The organism is Limosilactobacillus reuteri subsp. porcinus (assembly GCF_036621895.1).
GTDB lineage: Bacteria > Bacillota > Bacilli > Lactobacillales > Lactobacillaceae > Limosilactobacillus > Limosilactobacillus reuteri_J.
This window is the reverse complement of sequence record NZ_LN887431.1, coordinates 1-15,852: the sequence shown is the minus strand read 5'-3', so window position 1 is coordinate 15,852 and position 15,852 is coordinate 1. Positions and strand designations below refer to the sequence as shown.

The 15,852-nt window shown below is 38.8% G+C and carries 13 protein-coding genes, 1 tRNA gene and 1 pseudogene; 5 read left to right on the top strand and 10 right to left on the bottom strand.

What is annotated here, in order from left to right; genetic code table 11:
* Window positions 1-163: 163 nt before the first annotated feature.
* On the bottom strand, window positions 164-1,351 hold the full coding sequence (locus AACL61_RS06745; RefSeq protein ID WP_339111159.1) for a phosphopentomutase: 1,188 nt from the start codon (window positions 1,349-1,351) through the stop codon (window positions 164-166).
* A 104-nt stretch (window positions 1,352-1,455) separates the two neighbouring features.
* On the opposite strand from AACL61_RS06745, the gene AACL61_RS06740 reads away from it, so the two are divergent.
* A complete protein-coding gene (locus AACL61_RS06740) occupies window positions 1,456-3,288 on the top strand; it encodes a heavy metal translocating P-type ATPase (protein WP_102816406.1) in 1,833 nt (610 codons plus the stop codon).
* A gap of 149 nt (window positions 3,289-3,437) precedes the next feature.
* Here AACL61_RS06740 and AACL61_RS06735 read toward each other — a convergent pair whose 3' ends face one another.
* From AACL61_RS06735 to AACL61_RS06725, 3 genes are all read right to left on the bottom strand, one after another.
* Entirely contained in the window at window positions 3,438-4,172 is a 735-nt protein-coding gene (locus AACL61_RS06735; RefSeq protein ID WP_102816407.1) for a M57 family metalloprotease, read from the bottom strand.
* Between the two features lie 75 nt (window positions 4,173-4,247).
* A complete protein-coding gene (locus AACL61_RS06730; RefSeq protein ID WP_339111158.1) occupies window positions 4,248-4,952 on the bottom strand; it encodes a hypothetical protein in 705 nt (234 codons plus the stop codon).
* Window positions 4,953-5,067: 115 nt separating this feature from the next.
* Complete coding sequence (locus AACL61_RS06725; protein ID WP_339111157.1) at window positions 5,068-5,388, bottom strand: hypothetical protein; 321 nt, start codon at window positions 5,386-5,388, stop codon at window positions 5,068-5,070.
* A 282-nt stretch (window positions 5,389-5,670) separates the two neighbouring features.
* On the opposite strand from AACL61_RS06725, the gene AACL61_RS06720 reads away from it, so the two are divergent.
* Window positions 5,671-7,026, top strand: a complete 1,356-nt coding sequence (locus tag AACL61_RS06720) for an FAD-dependent oxidoreductase (RefSeq protein WP_102816409.1) — start codon at window positions 5,671-5,673, stop codon at window positions 7,024-7,026.
* Window positions 7,027-7,296: 270 nt separating this feature from the next.
* Here the strand turns inward: AACL61_RS06720 and AACL61_RS06715 are convergent, their stop codons facing one another.
* The 6 genes from AACL61_RS06715 to tpiA form a co-directional block, all read right to left on the bottom strand.
* Complete coding sequence (locus tag AACL61_RS06715) at window positions 7,297-7,431, bottom strand: hypothetical protein (RefSeq protein WP_263850716.1); 135 nt, start codon at window positions 7,429-7,431, stop codon at window positions 7,297-7,299.
* 70 nt (window positions 7,432-7,501) lie between these two features.
* On the bottom strand, window positions 7,502-10,351 hold the full coding sequence (locus AACL61_RS06710; protein WP_102816410.1) for a DEAD/DEAH box helicase: 2,850 nt from the start codon (window positions 10,349-10,351) through the stop codon (window positions 7,502-7,504).
* A 20-nt stretch (window positions 10,352-10,371) separates the two neighbouring features.
* Window positions 10,372-10,872 (bottom strand): phosphatase PAP2 family protein, encoded by a 501-nt coding sequence (locus AACL61_RS06705; protein WP_102816411.1) that lies wholly within the window; start codon window positions 10,870-10,872, stop codon window positions 10,372-10,374.
* The gene (locus AACL61_RS06700) at window positions 10,872-11,825 is read right to left on the bottom strand and encodes an aldo/keto reductase (protein ID WP_035160034.1); all 954 of its coding nucleotides are present in this window, start codon (window positions 11,823-11,825) and stop codon (window positions 10,872-10,874) included. Before AACL61_RS06700 ends, AACL61_RS06705 begins: the two co-directional genes overlap by 1 nt.
* A 137-nt stretch (window positions 11,826-11,962) precedes the next feature.
* A tRNA-His gene (locus AACL61_RS06695) sits at window positions 11,963-12,037 on the bottom strand.
* A gap of 55 nt (window positions 12,038-12,092) precedes the next feature.
* Window positions 12,093-12,863, bottom strand: a complete 771-nt coding sequence (gene tpiA, locus AACL61_RS06690; protein WP_019252844.1) for a triose-phosphate isomerase — start codon at window positions 12,861-12,863, stop codon at window positions 12,093-12,095.
* A 270-nt stretch (window positions 12,864-13,133) separates the two neighbouring features.
* Between tpiA and AACL61_RS09945 the strand changes: the two genes are divergently transcribed.
* The 3 genes and pseudogenes from AACL61_RS09945 to AACL61_RS06675 all read left to right on the top strand — a co-directional run bounded on the left by AACL61_RS09945 (window position 13,134) and on the right by AACL61_RS06675 (window position 15,449).
* A complete protein-coding gene (locus tag AACL61_RS09945; RefSeq protein ID WP_414152579.1) occupies window positions 13,134-13,391 on the top strand; it encodes a phosphate-starvation-inducible PsiE family protein in 258 nt (85 codons plus the stop codon).
* Window positions 13,392-13,402: 11 nt separating this feature from the next.
* On the top strand, window positions 13,403-13,945 hold the full coding sequence (locus AACL61_RS06680) for an RBBP9/YdeN family alpha/beta hydrolase (RefSeq protein ID WP_102816453.1): 543 nt from the start codon (window positions 13,403-13,405) through the stop codon (window positions 13,943-13,945).
* Window positions 13,946-14,424: 479 nt separating this feature from the next.
* Window positions 14,425-15,449, top strand: a pseudogene (locus tag AACL61_RS06675) (cation diffusion facilitator family transporter).
* The last annotated feature ends 403 nt before the right edge of the window (window positions 15,450-15,852 follow it).

The following is a 15,852-nucleotide window of genomic DNA, read 5'->3' as shown; positions in this document are numbered from 1 at the left end:
ACATCTTAAGGCAAAAGAGGCCTTTTTTATATAATTTTTATCGCCCACCCGCATAGCAGGTGGTTTTTTGTTTCGTGCATTCGCTCTGCTCACGCACTCAACTAGGTCTAAAGACATTAAAATAAAAGAGGACGGAAAATCAGAATTTTTCCATCCTCTTTTATCAATATGCAGAAAATAATTCTCTTAAAAAACTATTACCAACTGTCAACCTATCTTCTAAGTCATAATTATCAAGAATCGTTGCCCCAATATCGCTAAAACTTCTGCCACCGAGCGAAATATTTGGTTTTATCTGTGGTGATGTTACAAGTAACGGCACATATTCACGAGTATGTTTTTCACCAGGATAAGTAGGGTCATTTCCAAAGTTTCCTGTCACAATCAGTAAATCATCATCTTGTAGTTTATCGATAATTTTTGTAAGTTCGTGGTCAATCCGCATCAATTCCGTTCCAAAGCCTTCAGGATTGCGTGCTTTACCAAATTGCTCTATCTCCCCCACTTCTGCTATACAAACACCCGTAAACTTTTTATCGATCAGTTCTTGCAACTGAACAAAGCTCTCTTTATTATTCCCGGTTATTTCATTATGGCCCAAACCAAAGAACTGGGTACTTTTCCCGATTAACTTCACAGCATAACCCGCTTCCAAGAGACAATCAATAACTGTTGGACTTGCTGGAGCTAAAGGAAATTTATAAAGTTCTTGGGGATAAAAATTAGCTGGCTGGTTCCCACTAAAAAGAAGGCCATTCACATTTTCGATAGTATATGGGGAATTATCCAACAGTTTTCGCAAAATCTGACAATCTTCTTTTAATTCGCCAACCGAAATAGTCTGTTCATGCGCAATTAACCAAACACTCGAAGAACTAGCCGTCGCCAATAGCAGACCACCTGTTGCTAATTGTTCAAGGCCATAATCTTTCAACGCAGTCCGGATATTCATTAAGGAATTGCTTAAAAGAGGACGCTTTGCTTTTCGTGCAAAATTAGTCGCTATTTCCAACGGCACACCATCAATAAAAATGTCAGATTCAGTGGTCGTTGCCAAGCCCATCATCTCCCACTGGCTTTCACGATCACTCAGACCTATTGAGATTGGACTCATTTGTCCATAAGCAGCAGACGGATTTTCAAGCGAAGGCATTCCCATAATTGGGTGCAAGTTTCCTAGACCCAGTTTCTGAAAAGTCGGTAATTGCAACCGCATCCGAAAGTGTTCCCCAAGGTGTCCTAGCGTATCAGCCCCTAGACTCTCAAAACGATTTGCGTCAGCGGTTGCTCCAATTCCTAATGAATCAATTATCAATACAAAAATTCGTTGACAAGATTGTCCATTTTGCATTATTTTTCACCAGTTCTCCTTAATATTTCTAACTTTTTATTATATCACTGCACAAAAACTCTATAATTAAAGTGTAGAAAGTATTAGAACTAAGCGGGGGTATTATGAAAAAACTATCTAATAAGCAAAAATTAATTATCATCTTAGTAATCGCAGCAATCGCAGTTGTACTCCAATTTGGATTCCATTTACACCTTTTCGCACAAATTTTGGTTACTATCGTTGGGGCAATTGTTGCTTTTTCAATGTTTATTGGCATGATAAAAACTATTCGTAGTGGTAAATATGGCGTTGATCTGCTTGCCATTATGGCTGTCGTCGCAACGCTAGCCGTTAGCGAATATTGGGCAGCGATGGTTATTCTTGTAATGTTAACCGGAGGAGATGCCTTAGAAGATTATGCCGCAAAAAAAGCAAGCACCGAATTAAAAGCATTACTTAATAATTCACCACAAACGGCGCATTTAATCACTAATGGTAAAACCAGCGATATCCCAGTTAACGATGTCAAAATTGGCGACCAGCTTATTGTTAAACCAGGAGAATTAGTACCAGTCGATGGAATTATTAAAAATGGTGAGGGATTGTTCGATGAATCGTCATTAACTGGTGAATCACGGCCAGTTTCAAAAACAGCTGGTGACGAAGTGATGTCAGGATCAGTTAATGGTGATAATGCCATTACTTTACAGGTCACCAAACTAGCCAAAGATAGTCAATATCAGCAACTCGTTAAATTGGTTAAGGAGGCTGAATCGACTCCTGCCCACTTTGTTCGATTAGCTGACCGATATGCTGTTCCATTTACGATTATTGCTATTATTATCTCTTCACTTGCATGGATGCTTTCTGGCCGTCCCGAACGATTTGCGGAAGTTCTCGTTGTTGCCTCACCATGTCCGTTAATCCTCGCAGCTCCAGTGGCAATGGTTTCTGGAATGAGTCGGGCTTCACGAAACGGAATTGTGGTCAAGACAGGGAGCGTACTGGAAAAACTAGCGGTTGCTAAAACTGGTGCATTTGATAAAACAGGAACTATTACAAGTGGTCAATTGACTGTTGATAAAATCCTCCCTACAGGAAAAATTGACTCAACGCAACTCCTCCATTACGCTGCAAGCGCTGAACAACAATCATCACATATCCTAGCACGCTCACTAATTTCTTATGCCACTGCATATAATGTTTCCTTATCACCTGTCGATCAACTTACCGAATTAACCGGTAAAGGAATTTTAGCAACTGTTGATGGGCAAGAAGTTAAAGTAGGAAAATTAAAATTCGTATCTCCTAAAAATCTTGACCAGATGTTAGCAGCAACAGCTATCTATGTGAGTGTTGATGGGCAATACTATGGTGCAATTACTTTTACCGACCATATTCGTCCTGAAGCAAAGCAAACAATGAACCAGTTAAAAAAGCTTGGAGTTACCAATCTATTAATGTTAACGGGAGACCAAGCTGTTATTGCAGATAAAGTTGCCCAACAAGTAGGGATCACCCAAGTTAAAGCCGATCTTCTTCCACAAGATAAAATCAATGCACTTAAAGCTATTCCAACAAATGAACATCCTGTTTTCATGGTTGGGGATGGCGTAAATGACGCGCCTTCTCTTGTGACAGCTGATGTTGGGATTGCGATGGGAGCTCACGGATCAACGGCTGCTAGTGAATCAGCTGCCGTTGTTATCCTAAAAGATGACCTTTCGCGAGTCGCAAAAGCCGTTAGCATTTCTCAGGAAACTCTGCGGATTGCAAAACAAGCGGTCTTAATCGGAATTGCAATCTGTACCATCCTAATGCTTATTGCTAGTACCGGAATTATTCCAGCCTTTTTCGGCGCCATGTTACAGGAAATAATTGATACTGTCTCTATCCTCTGGGCACTAAAAGCACGGAAAATGACAGAATGGGAGCGAGACAGAAGTAACTTGTGACTTCGTTTTTCGACGCGAAGCTAGCCTCTGGGAGCCCCCGCAAGCAACAATGGCCTCTAACGTTCGGTTTTGCCGGACGTTAGAGGCCATTGTTGTACTGCGTATTTGCTTTTTATGAAAATAACTTAACTTATGTCACAGTCCCATTTTTATTTATTATTGGCATATAATTTTTGAACTGCTTGCACATCATCTGGTTGAATCGTATAGAATGATCCAGCAGGCTGCATTACTGAAACAGCATTGGTATGATCGAGTCCAATTGCGTGGCCCAGTTCGTGTTCGGCTGTATTAACAATTCGTTCCTGACTATAGCCATAACTTGGGTCAGTTAAATAATATGTATTTAAGTACACCGTTGCATGCATAAATCTTCTTGTCAATGAATTAGAGGATGTCTTCGTTAATCCAGCAGCATTTGAATCAGAGCGGTTCATCGTCGTTACAACAATATCCGCTTTACTTTGATTGTTTACTGGTTTAAATGTAAATGCCCCCGTTTGATTCCAGTTTTGGATTGCGGTATTAGTAGCTGCGTCAAGTTGAGCATTATTTGTATTTACATAGACCGTTGCTTGATTAGTCGCCCATCGCCCAGTAGATGGAATTGAAGTTTGTGTACTTGTTTGTTGTTCTGTCGTTGGTCCTTGTTCGTTTTTGGAAGAACCATTATTTGCATCGTTTAAGTGCAGATTAGAATTATCGTTTGAATTTGTATCGTCCCTGCCAATTAACTTAGCAATACGGTCACGAACGTTCCATGCAGTTTGGTTCGACGTTGCTTGAACCCGTGCATCGTTGAAATAAAGCCATCCTCCACCTACTAAAAGTCCTATTATAAATATCCGCTTAAGCAGTCGAAAAATGAAATTTATCTCGCTCACCTTCTTTCAATTGTTACTAATTATAAAAAGTCAATCGGGATAAATCATGAACTAAATTTTAAATTTTGGTAACGATCAGCGACAATTTAATTCACGCTCTAAATCGCGAGCATAAAATTTCAAAATTTGCTCAATCGCTATCACATCATTTTGGGCTTGGTGGTATTTAACCCGGGGAAGGTGCAACAAGCGACACATCTTTTCCAGGCTGATCCCATTTTTACTTTTCCATACTTCTTTAGCGACTAGCTTTTCCAGATCTAATGACTGAATCGTACGCCAGGGACGGTCCTCTTTCCTAATCTTTAATCGATTTGCTTCATAATTCAATGATTCAAAGTCAGTTCCATTATCCCAACTCACAATATAGTCAGGCCGCTCTACCGCAATGAAATGAAAAATCCGGTTAAAAATCTGTCTAACCTCATATCCGTTTACTTCTGAAAGGCGGAAGTCATATTGTCGCAAAAAGGCCAATTGTCGCTCAGCAGACATATTCTGGGCATAGAGGTGATAATTAAAGCTGTTTTGTGTTTCAAACATCTTCCCCGCAATCTGAGCAACGCCATTTCGATGCTTCTGCTGATCCTGAAAAAACTCAAGGTCCAAAATAAGGAATCGTGCTTTACTATTTAATCGTTGACGTAATTGATCAAAGTTTTTAATGGCCGGTGCTTTCTGTTCCTCTTTGTCCTTCTCAGCGGGCAGCGACTGTAAAATCATCTCTGTCACCGGCGCAAAAGAACTAAAACGAACTACCGACATTCCATTTTTTAGCATCTCTACTCGCCCCCCTCTAAAACATATGTTCGATTTATTATATCATAGAGTTGAGAGTAAGCGTATAAAAAATAGGACTGGGGGAAATTTAGTTTTCTCTCACTCCTATTTGTTCTTAGTGTAGACATGTGATAAAGGTAATTAAGCCAAAAATAATACCAGGGAAATTTGCCCAAAAGACTGGCCAATCACGTTGCTGCTTGAAGTAAACATAAATGCACCACAACGTACAGTTAAGCGCTGCCACTAATGGTTGTAAAGGAGCGCCGTAATTTCCGGCCAAATTATTCTTAATCTGTGAAATGTAAGATACATACATCAAAATAGCTACAACTGTTGCAACCTTACTTAAGATGTCGATAAACTTGGTCTCTTGAATAACTGGTTTCTTTTCATTTACTTTTTTGGGGTGTTCTACTAAATGTGCAGCTTTCATTATAATCTCTTCTTAATCAAAACTGCAAATCAGTAAAACATTTTATTTCGATAGCACACTCTTTATGACCAATAATGTTCAATATTTATCTAATACGTTTTTCTTTAATATACAAGTTATGACTGCAGTTGAGACTAATATATTCACAATATTATCCTAACACTTTGTTCAATATAATGTAAACTACACAATTGTCTTATTTAAGCGTTTTAAGTGACAAAGCTTTTATTCTTAGTATAATTTAAAAGTATGTAAAATAATTTCAACTTTGGAGGCTTTTTAATGGAAACAGTCAAAAATATTATTATCGGATTTGGGAAGGGCGGAAAAACCCTCGCAAAGTTTCTCGCTCAACACGGAGAACAAGTTCTTGTTATTGAAAAATCGAAGCAAATGTATGGAGGAACCTGCATTAATATTGCTTGTCTCCCTTCCAAACGGCTAATTATTGAAGCTGCTCATGGAACCTCATTTGAAGACGCGGTCGATGGAAAAAATGTAATGACATCCCAACTCCGACAAAAAAATTATCAAATGCTAGCAAGCGAAGAAAATATCACTGTCTTAGATGGAACTGCTCATTTTACTGGTAACCACACGATTGATGTGCAAACGCCAGATGGGCAAACTCTTTCCTACAAGGGTGAACGTATTTTTATCAATACTGGCGCAACGCCAACCATCCCTGATATTCCTGGATTGAAGAATAGTCCATTTCTCATGAATTCTACCCAAGCAATGGAGCAGCCTAAGTTACCGCGTGAACTCGTGATTATCGGTGGCGGTTATATTGGTCTTGAATTTGCAAATATGTTCACTTCCTTTGGTTCACATGTCACGGTTCTTGATCACCATCAGACTTTACTACCACGTGAAGATGATGATGTAGCAGAAATGGTAATTCAAAACTTTAAGGATAACGGGGTTCGCTTTGAAGTTGGGGTTGATATTAAAGCAATTAGCGAACAAGATGAGCAAGCTGCGATCACTTTTGCTAAAGCGGATAATCGTGAAACAACCATTTTCGCTGATAAAATTTTAGTGGCAACCGGACGGAAACCTGCAACGACAGACCTTGACTTGCAAAACACAGATATTAAGGTCGCTAAAAACGGCGCGATTGTTGTCGATGACCTCCTCCATACCAGTGTGCCTGATGTGTGGGCAATTGGGGATGTTAAAGGTGGTCCCCAATTTACTTACATCTCACTTGACGACTTCCGAATTATTAAAGATGAATTATTCGGTAATAAGGAACGGCGAATTAGTGATCGTTTAATCGTCCCAACCAATGTCTTTATTGAACCTTCCCTTGCACAAGTCGGTTTAACGGAAAAAGAGGCGCAAAAACAAGGGAAAGATTACCTACTCTTTAAGATGCCTGCTGCCGCAATTCCAAAAGCAAAAGTATTGAAGGATACCCGTGGGCTGCTTAAGGTATTAGTCGATCCACAAACGAACTTAATTATTGGGGCTACCCTTTATGTCCAGGAAGCGCAAGAAATTATCAACATGATTGTTCTTGCAATGCGGGCAAAACTCCCCTATCAAATGCTTCGGGACCAAATCTATACCCACCCAACAATTAGTGAAGCATTTAATGATTTATTTAAACAACCAGTAAATAAAAAAGAATGATAAGAAATAGAAGTGGGAAATAATCTCCTCGACAAGGCTCAAGGCTAGTTCCACGATATCGTAACAATATTCGTATGAAAAACGAGGCTGTTGAAAAAACAAAAGTTTTTTCTCAGCCTCATTTTTTTATAGCTTATTATCAAGACGATCAATTAGTTTAGAAATATGATTATTAAGTTGATCAATCGTGTCCTTTTGTTCATCGATATGTTCTTGTTGTCGTTCAATGGTGTCGCGTAATTCATCTTTCTTGCTTTGCTTGTTCTTCTTTTAACTCTTCTTTAGAGACTTTACTAGTGCTCCCATCGTATTGACATCAAACTCATTTAATAAGCCAGCCAATTCATCTAATTTAACATCCCGAACTGAACGCTTATCACTAGTTTTTACCTTTCCTTTTGCCATAATATGCATCTTCTTTCTACGCCTTTAATTATAGAAGATTTAGCAAAAAATGAAAGCGATATATTGATGGTTACATTGCCAATAGGTTCATCATAGTTGAGGTCAATGGATGTTCTAAAACTAAATCCATCCCCACTGCCGCTTTTTTCTTTGGTCCAACCAATTCTTCTCTTACGGAGTCCGGTTGAATATAAGCAGGACCTAAATAATAAAATTCTTTGCCAACTGCATCACTCTGTTTTACAAATAAGTGTAATTTTACTTGCGGCTTACCCTCTTTTACTCCTGCAAGCAACCGCTGGACCTCATCAGATGAAAGATGCCGAGGTGTCCGTGTGTACCAGCGCAATGAACGTCCATCTTGTAGTTGATTATTATAGATAGCATTCCTTTTTTCTTCCGCATCCTTATGGTAGGTAATGAAAATCGGACAAACATCTTCTGCCACTCGATACCCATATAACGGCGCACTTACATCGAGGGGCCAATTTAATAAACGACAAACATCTTTGCGGTCATATTGCTGATAAAGGGTAAATGCTTGCTTGAGATCATATTGCTCGGCGATTTCAAGACCCGTTGTTAATACATCGGTAAACAAGCACTTGAAATCATTGTCACTTTCTAGTCCTGCTCGAATTTTTGAATTTAACTGATACGTTAACAAATCTGGATGATCAATAATCGGCAGTCCGCCATACTGATCCTTTTTTAACTGTTTACCAGCTTTTACATTAAAGAATTGCAAACTTAAAATATCGTCAACTGATTGTAAAACAGCTGGTGCAACGCGAATATTTTGATGCTTTAATTCTGCTTTAAAAACATCAATTGAACACGTACCGCGAAGTAAGCGTTGAAGGAGAATCAATTCATGTGGCCGTTTACCGTTAAGCAACTCTTTAGTTAAAAAGGCTAGTACTTGACGCTCATAATTTGTTAATTTAAGTTCTATCCCCATCTTTTCTAAGAAGTCGCCATAATGGTTGAGCTGGGAATTTTGCGCAAATACTCGTGGATCAACAGAACCATAACGATAAAAGTCATCCAGCAATGGTGTTCTCCCTAGTTGGTTAGTTAAATCATGGTATGCCTGCCGCAATTCACGCATCGAGTCCAATTTAACTTTATCAAGGGAGGCTAAAATTTGTTCTTCGGCAACCTTCGTAAAGTTAATGGTTGAAACGTCAAAATTCGTTGGCACCTTAACTTCACGGCGCGCTTGATCCTTACTTCGACTATTATCCTGGTTAAGAGCAAGAGGAATCATGTAATTATGTTGGTAATTTCCAATAAAATCAATAACTGTCACAAAATCTTTACCAGGATATTTACGCAAGCCGCGCCCTAGTTGTTGAATAAACACAATTGGTGATTGGGTATTACGCATCATTACAATCTGATTTACTGATGGGATGTCGACCCCTTCATTAAAAAGATCGACGGTAATGATATACTCAATCTTTCCTGCCTCTAATTGCTCAACCGCCTTTGCTCGCTCTTGACTACTACTTTGATTTGTCAATGCAATTGCAGGATGGTTAGCCGCGGCAAATTGGACTGCCAATTCTTTTGCCTCTGCCTGCCGACTACAAAATACTAATCCACGGGGCTGATCGCCACAATATCCATAATAGTCTAATTGGTTAAGAACATAATTAACCCGTTTCGAAGCAATCAATTGGTTTAACTTAGAAGTCTCAGTAATAACTTCTCCATCAACTTCATAATCGGTAACCCCCACGTAATGGAATGGTGCTAACATTTTAGCAGCCAATGCATCTTTCAGCCGAATTTCATAGGCTAAATGATAATCAAACAGTTTAAATACGTCTTGATTGTCCATTCGTTCAGGGGTTGCAGTCATCCCCAACCAAAATTGCGGCATAAAGTGGTTTAAAATTTGTTGATAACTAGGTGCTGCTGCACGATGGGCCTCATCGATCAAAATGTAGTCAAATTCGGTAGCTTTGAGCTTATTCAGTACTGCTTGTTGGCTTAGTGTTTGGACAGTTGCAAATAGATATTTAGCATTCCAATCATGGCGATTACCTGTCAATAACCCGTAATCAGTTTTTTTGCCACCGATAACTCGTCGAAAACTAGCTAACGATTTTTTGGCAATTTGTTCTCGATGAACGATATATAAGAAACGGCGCGGCTGATATTTTTTAACCGCAAATGCTCCCAGATATGTTTTTCCAGTTCCCGTTGCTGAAACGACCAATCCTTTCTTAGCGCCAGTTTTTATCAGAGCGCTTAATTGTCCTAAAGCAGCCTGTTGCATTTGATTAGGTTCAATTGGTTTTAATTTTTCTGGTTGCGTCACCCTAGTCTTTGGTGGTTGCCAATTCTTGCGATACTCCGCAATCCACTCTGACGTTAGAACAGTACTCTCATGTTTAACAGCATCCAATTCCGTCGTTAGTTGTTGAAAAAAGCTTCCTTCTTGGCGGGAACTTAATTTTAAATTCCACTCCTTATTAACTAATAAAGCAGACCGTGTAAAATTAGCACTCCCAATAATTACGGTCTGATATTTCCCATGATCAAATAAATACCCCTTAGTATGAAATCCATTAAGATCAGCAATTCTGACCGTTAAATTAGGAATTTTTTGCAATTCTTCAAACATCGCGGGGTGATTAAAATTCAAGTAATTACTGGTAATGATGGTCCCGTGTACTCCTTGCTGTGCTAAGTCAGCCATCACTGCCTTAAAGGGGACTAACATATCTAACGTAATAAAGGCAACTGACCACGTAAAGTCTTTACATGACAGTAATTCGTGCCGTAACGTTTGCCAAATTGTCGATAATTGGTTGTTGGTTAATAATTGCGGACCTAACAGCGTATTACCTTGATATTGAGTACTAATAAGTCCATTCAAAATTGCATCTTGCAGCACTGAATTGTCCATGAAATACACCTTTCTAAAATTTAGACAAGAAATAAAAACGAACCACAAATAAAGCCACAAATAAACCCGATAACCACATCACGAGGAAAATGAACTCCGCCAATCACTCTCGTAATAGCAGAAACAACAGCTAAAACGAGTAAGATCACTCCTAAAATCAAATTTAACCTTAACCCACACATCGCAATAACAGTCGCCGAAAAAACATGACGACTAGGCAATGAATCACCAGTTTTTTGACGTAGAATTAAGGGGTTAATCGAAAATTTTTCGTATGGTCGTGGTGCGTCAATTCGTTGGCGAATAAAAGAAAGTAGGATAAAGCCAATACCGGGAATAAGCAGAAAAGGTCCTGCTTTCAAGGCATTATTTTTCCCTACCCACACTAATATAACGATGTAAGCAACGTACATAGTCCACACAACAAATTTATTAACCGCCCGTAATAAAGGAATTGTCCACGGGTATCGATAAAAAGGAGCTGTAATATGCTGATAGAACTGGAGATAATCTTTTTTCATTATGGCAAATCATTCCCGGCCGCAAGATATAGATCATACCATTCTTGGCTCGTCAATGTAATATCGCTCCCCTTAGCACTGTCAATAATATGAGCTGGTGTCATGGTACCAAGCAACACTTGCATATGCGCAGGGTGACGTAAAATCCATGCAACGGCAATTGCATTTTTACTTACCTTATATTTTTGCGCAAGAGTTTCTAACATTGCGTTTAACTCAGGGAATTGATCATTATTAATAAACGTCCCTGCAAATGTACCGTACTGGAAAGGCGACCATGTTTGAATCGTCATCTGTTTACGACGCGTATATTCTAATAATCCCCCGTCATGATTAATTGCAGCATCATCAGTCATATTTGTATGCAGGCCAAAATCAATCATCCCCGTATGCTTTAAGCCAAACTGTACCTGGTCAATCAAAAGTCGTTGATTTGTCGCCGCTTGAAGGAGCGCGATTTGTTGCGGGTTAAAATTTGATACTCCAAAATGGCGGACTTTTCCAGATGCTTGAAGTTGGTCAAAGGCCTCTGCTATCTCTGCGGGCTCCATTAAAGGGTCTGGACGATGAATCAAAAATGAATCAAGATAATCAATCCCCATCCGTTGCAAAATTCCATCAACAGCAGCGATTAAATGCTTCTTTGACGAATCATACCGCGTTATTTTATTATCCGCGTTCGCAAAAAGTCCTCCTTTTGATTGAATGTAAAAGTCATCACGGGTAAGACTGCTTTTCTTTAATGCTTCACCAAAATGGATTTCCGAAGATCCACGTCCTAACTGTGGGTCGTTGCCATAAATATCAGCTGAATCAATAAAGTTTATTCCAGCATCGTGGGCGGCTTCTAAGGCATCAATCGCTTTAGTCACTGCTAACGTCCCCATCCGCATAATACCTAATGCAACGTTCGATACTTTCCAACTTGTTCCACCAATTTGTACATTTTTCATAATTAAAGCCCCTTTTTCTTTCTCCACCTTACTATTTTAAGTTACTTTCTTGGATGTTATCAATTAAAATTCATAAAACAGAGAATACAAAAAACGCGATGGCAAAGGAAAAATCCTTTGCCATCGCGCTAGGTCAGGGCGGTATGTGGGATTCGAACCCACGCGTGCCGGACCCACAAACCGGTGTGTTAACCAAACTTCACCAATACCGCCATAACAACTGTTAATAACTATAACATAAAATGACGGCAAAGAGAAATACTTTTTTTATTTTTCTTGATCATTTTTAAGATAATTGACCATTCGCAAGAAATTATCAACATCTAAACTTGCCCGACCGATTAATACTCCATCCACATCCGGCTTGTTCATAATCATTCCGATATTATCTGGATTGACACTGCCCCCATAAAGAATCCTGATCTTATCAGCAATCTCATAAGTATAGTTATCAGCAATCGTTCGCCGAATTTGACGGCATCCTTCTTCAGCAAGAACTGGATTAGCATGCTGACCATATCCAACTGCCCAACTTGGTTCATAGGAAACAACTACATTTTTTATTTGGTCAAGAGAAACGCCCCTCAATACACTCATTAATTGTTGGAAAACGTAATGAATCTCTCCGTTGACTTCTTTTTGAACCATCGTTTCATCCGTACAGATTATCGGGGTAACACCCATTTGAAGGGCCGCCAACACTTTTCGATTAACCAACTCATTATCCTCATGGAATAAATGGCGCCGTTCAATATGCCCTAACATTACGTATGAAACACCGGCATCAGCTAAACCTCGTAAGCTAATCTCACCAGTGAAAGCTCCCGAATATTCAGCTGCCGCGTTTTGCGCGATTATCTTTAATCCTGAATCATCAGCAGCATGAACCATACTCGGTAATGCAAAAGCTTGGGCCGCAATTCCGACTTCAACTTCTTGCGGATCTGGCAGTTTTCCTTTAATTGCGTCCACAAATTCAACCGATTCCTGGACATTCTTATGCATCTTCCAATTAGCAGCAATAAAGGGTTTTCGCATTTTTCGCCCCTCCTTTTAGTATTCATCTTTAAGTATCGCATATTTTTAACAACTATTTTGTTAAATATTAGCTAAATTTCTTGATCATTGCTACCCTAAGGTTAAAGCGTTTTCTTGAGGAGTATAAGAGAATGAAAAAAATATATAAATTAGCGGCTAATTTTAGCCATATTTTACGTTTATGTACAATCGGCGCACTAGCAATTCTAGGGATTTTATTAACTATTATCTTATTTACGGAAACTTTTTCGCTGATTCCCCTTATGCAAGATGGGAATACGGATCATGTTATTTTTAAGATTTTGGATCGTGTTATTGTCTTTTTTCTTTTCATTTATGACAATGATAATTGCCGCGCTAAAACATCATGGCCGAATTGCGATCGATTTCCTATCAAGCTTAGGAATTATGGCTTTAATCCGAGGACTAATTGCCGCCCACGGTCAGCCTTATGAAATTCTTACTAATTCGATTGCCATTTTATTGTTAATCATCGGCATGGTAATATTGAAACACTTTATGAAATAGGAGTCTTAATAATGAAGAACGCATACTTAATTCATGGTACGTCTACCCGTGATGATGACTGGTTTCCATGGCTCGAAGAAGAAGCAAAACCAGTAATTACCCTTGATCGGATATGGCTACCAAATCCCTTTAATCCCCAACAAGCTGAATGGGATCAAGCGGTTGACGACCAAATTCATCCCCAAGATAACCTCATCCTTGTTGCCCATAGTTTAGGATGTATTACCGCCCTTCGTTATATTGAACATCATCATGTTAAAGATGCACGACTTTTACTTGTGGGAGCATTTGACAAAGAATTACCAGCTTATCCTGAATTAGATGAGTTTATGAAAGATCGGCCTCATTATGAGCATATACTCCCTAAACTTGCTAAAGCTACCGTTATAACAGCTAAAGATGACCCAATCGCTCCTTATCAAAATAGCATTGCGGTCGCTAATAAAATTAGAGCAAAACTCATAGTTAAAGAAAAAGGCGGCCACTTTTTGACTAGTGACGGCTTCACAAAATTTCCTCTAGTCTTAAAAGAATTAAACAAATTAGCTAAATAGATTAATTTTATAAAGAAATAATTCGATTTGACTTAATAATTAAAAATTATTAAGTCATATGATAGTTACTTATAATATTTTGCTTATAATCACTCCTTTCTTTCGTAGAAAAGCTCATTAAAAGCTTAGCTAATTATTATCGTCACTATTGCTAAGACCTGTTACAATACTTGGTGGAGAGGGGAAAACAATCATTATAATTTGTTTTCCAAAAAGGCAACTGTAATTAGTTGTGCTGTAAAAAATATTTTAATTATGTAAAGGAGTTGTTCAATATGATGTCAATTATGAGTAATATGATCGCTGTAGTAAGTTTTATGGGACTGATTATTGCAACATGCGCCCACGTAATTAATAACCGGGCCTAGCAATTATTTTCATTATTATTTTGAGTAAAAGCTGAGAAAATCGTTTTCTCGGCTTTTATTTTTTGCGTTACAATTAAACTGATTTTATTAATCAAGGAAGTTCTTAAATTAATGACTAAATTTAAAAGACATACAACCGAAGAAATGAATAACTGGGAAAAAACGCAAGCAAATGAACTAGCAAAGATTCGAGCTTCCCAACACCATTTAATCTATAACTTGGTTGCTTATGTTGTTATTTCAATTATCGAGTACTGGTTAGCTGAAATAAGTAAATCGCAGACGTTACGAGCCGATGCCTTTAACAACCTTTCGGGAATTATCTCGACCTTTTTATTGATGATGGGCTTACACATTGCCCAGGATGTGGATGATGATGATATCATCGGCGCACAGCTGCCTTCGGGAAATTATCAAGCGAACATGGGATCTGACCAGCGAGTACAATTCGTTCGTTGGCGTTATGAGACAATTTTTCCCTTGTCACAGCGGTCGTTATGGTTGCGATTGCCTTAAGCGTTATCATCGATGGCATTAAAAGTCTCCTCGATCCTGCAAGTCGGGTGGTTCCCCAACCAGTCGCATTGATTGGGGCCGGAATCGCGTCAGTTATTATGTTAGTTGTTTGGTATATGAATCGCCAAACAGGGCTTAAATTAAAAAACGCCGCGTTGCTTGCTTCTGCCCAAGATAGCCTGAGTGATGCTTTCACCAGTATTGGAACTTTGATTTCAATTGGCGGTGCTCTCCTCTTTAACCTTCGTTGGCTTGATGGTGCTACTAGTATTGTCGTTGGTTTCTTCATTCTGTATTCTGGACTAAAAATTTTCTTTGAAAGCAGTCTTAACTTAACCGACTACTTTGACCCGCGGGCTGAACAGGAATACCGCCAAACAATCACCAATATTCCACACGTTGCAAAAGTTGTCGAACTAAAAGCTCACTATAACGGAAATGTGGTCACGCTTGATGCTTCCGTGATGGTTAACGCTAAAATGACGATCCTCAAAAGTTTCCAATTATCAGAGCACATCGAAAATGTAATGCGAGAAAAATTTGGAATAATTGACACTGATATTTCTTTTGTCCCCGACCCTCATTCATTTTCTGATAAGGATATTTCTGGCGAATTTTAAAATTAGAGTTTGACAAAATCAAATTAGAATGTTTTAATAATTATAACTTAACTTGAAAGGAACGACTAACATGATTCAACACTCATTAACTTCAACCAAGTATTATAACAACTATGCTTACCGTGCATAATTGTCTGTACTCATTTAGGTACGGACAGCGGTGTTCGTACCTAAGCAGGGTTGTTTTAATGAGTCCTTTGCTAGGTACATTGATCTAGTAAGGGCGTGTAGTTTTCCGCGAGTTTTTATACTACCGTAATACCAACTAGATTAAGCAATTGCCGCTGATCTAGTTGGTATTTTTTTACGCCGTTTGTAAAATTAAGTTAGAAAAAATAAAAAGCCATTTGTGATAGACTTTTGAGTATCCCTAATCAAAAGAAAGGCAATCACAAATGACCTA

Excerpts from the sequence above, each read along its gene's own strand:
- AACL61_RS06745 (WP_339111159.1), bottom strand. The coding sequence starts at position 1,351 with ATGCAAAATGGACAATCTTGTCAACGAATTTTTGTATTGATAATTGAT.
- AACL61_RS06740 (WP_102816406.1), top strand. The coding sequence starts at position 1,456 with ATGAAAAAACTATCTAATAAGCAAAAATTAATTATCATCTTAGTAATC.
- AACL61_RS06730 (WP_339111158.1), bottom strand. The coding sequence starts at position 4,952 with ATGCTAAAAAATGGAATGTCGGTAGTTCGTTTTAGTTCTTTTGCGCCG.
- AACL61_RS06725 (WP_339111157.1), bottom strand. The coding sequence starts at position 5,388 with ATGAAAGCTGCACATTTAGTAGAACACCCCAAAAAAGTAAATGAAAAG.
- AACL61_RS06720 (WP_102816409.1), top strand. The coding sequence starts at position 5,671 with ATGGAAACAGTCAAAAATATTATTATCGGATTTGGGAAGGGCGGAAAA.
- AACL61_RS06715 (WP_263850716.1), bottom strand. The coding sequence starts at position 7,431 with ATGGCAAAAGGAAAGGTAAAAACTAGTGATAAGCGTTCAGTTCGGGAT.
- AACL61_RS06710 (WP_102816410.1), bottom strand. The coding sequence starts at position 10,351 with ATGGACAATTCAGTGCTGCAAGATGCAATTTTGAATGGACTTATTAGT.
- AACL61_RS06705 (WP_102816411.1), bottom strand. The coding sequence starts at position 10,872 with ATGAAAAAAGATTATCTCCAGTTCTATCAGCATATTACAGCTCCTTTT.
- AACL61_RS06700 (WP_035160034.1), bottom strand. The coding sequence starts at position 11,825 with ATGAAAAATGTACAAATTGGTGGAACAAGTTGGAAAGTATCGAACGTT.
- tpiA (WP_019252844.1), bottom strand. The coding sequence starts at position 12,863 with ATGCGAAAACCCTTTATTGCTGCTAATTGGAAGATGCATAAGAATGTC.
- AACL61_RS09945 (WP_414152579.1), top strand. The coding sequence starts at position 13,134 with ATGGGAATACGGATCATGTTATTTTTAAGATTTTGGATCGTGTTATTG.
- AACL61_RS06680 (WP_102816453.1), top strand. The coding sequence starts at position 13,403 with ATGAAGAACGCATACTTAATTCATGGTACGTCTACCCGTGATGATGAC.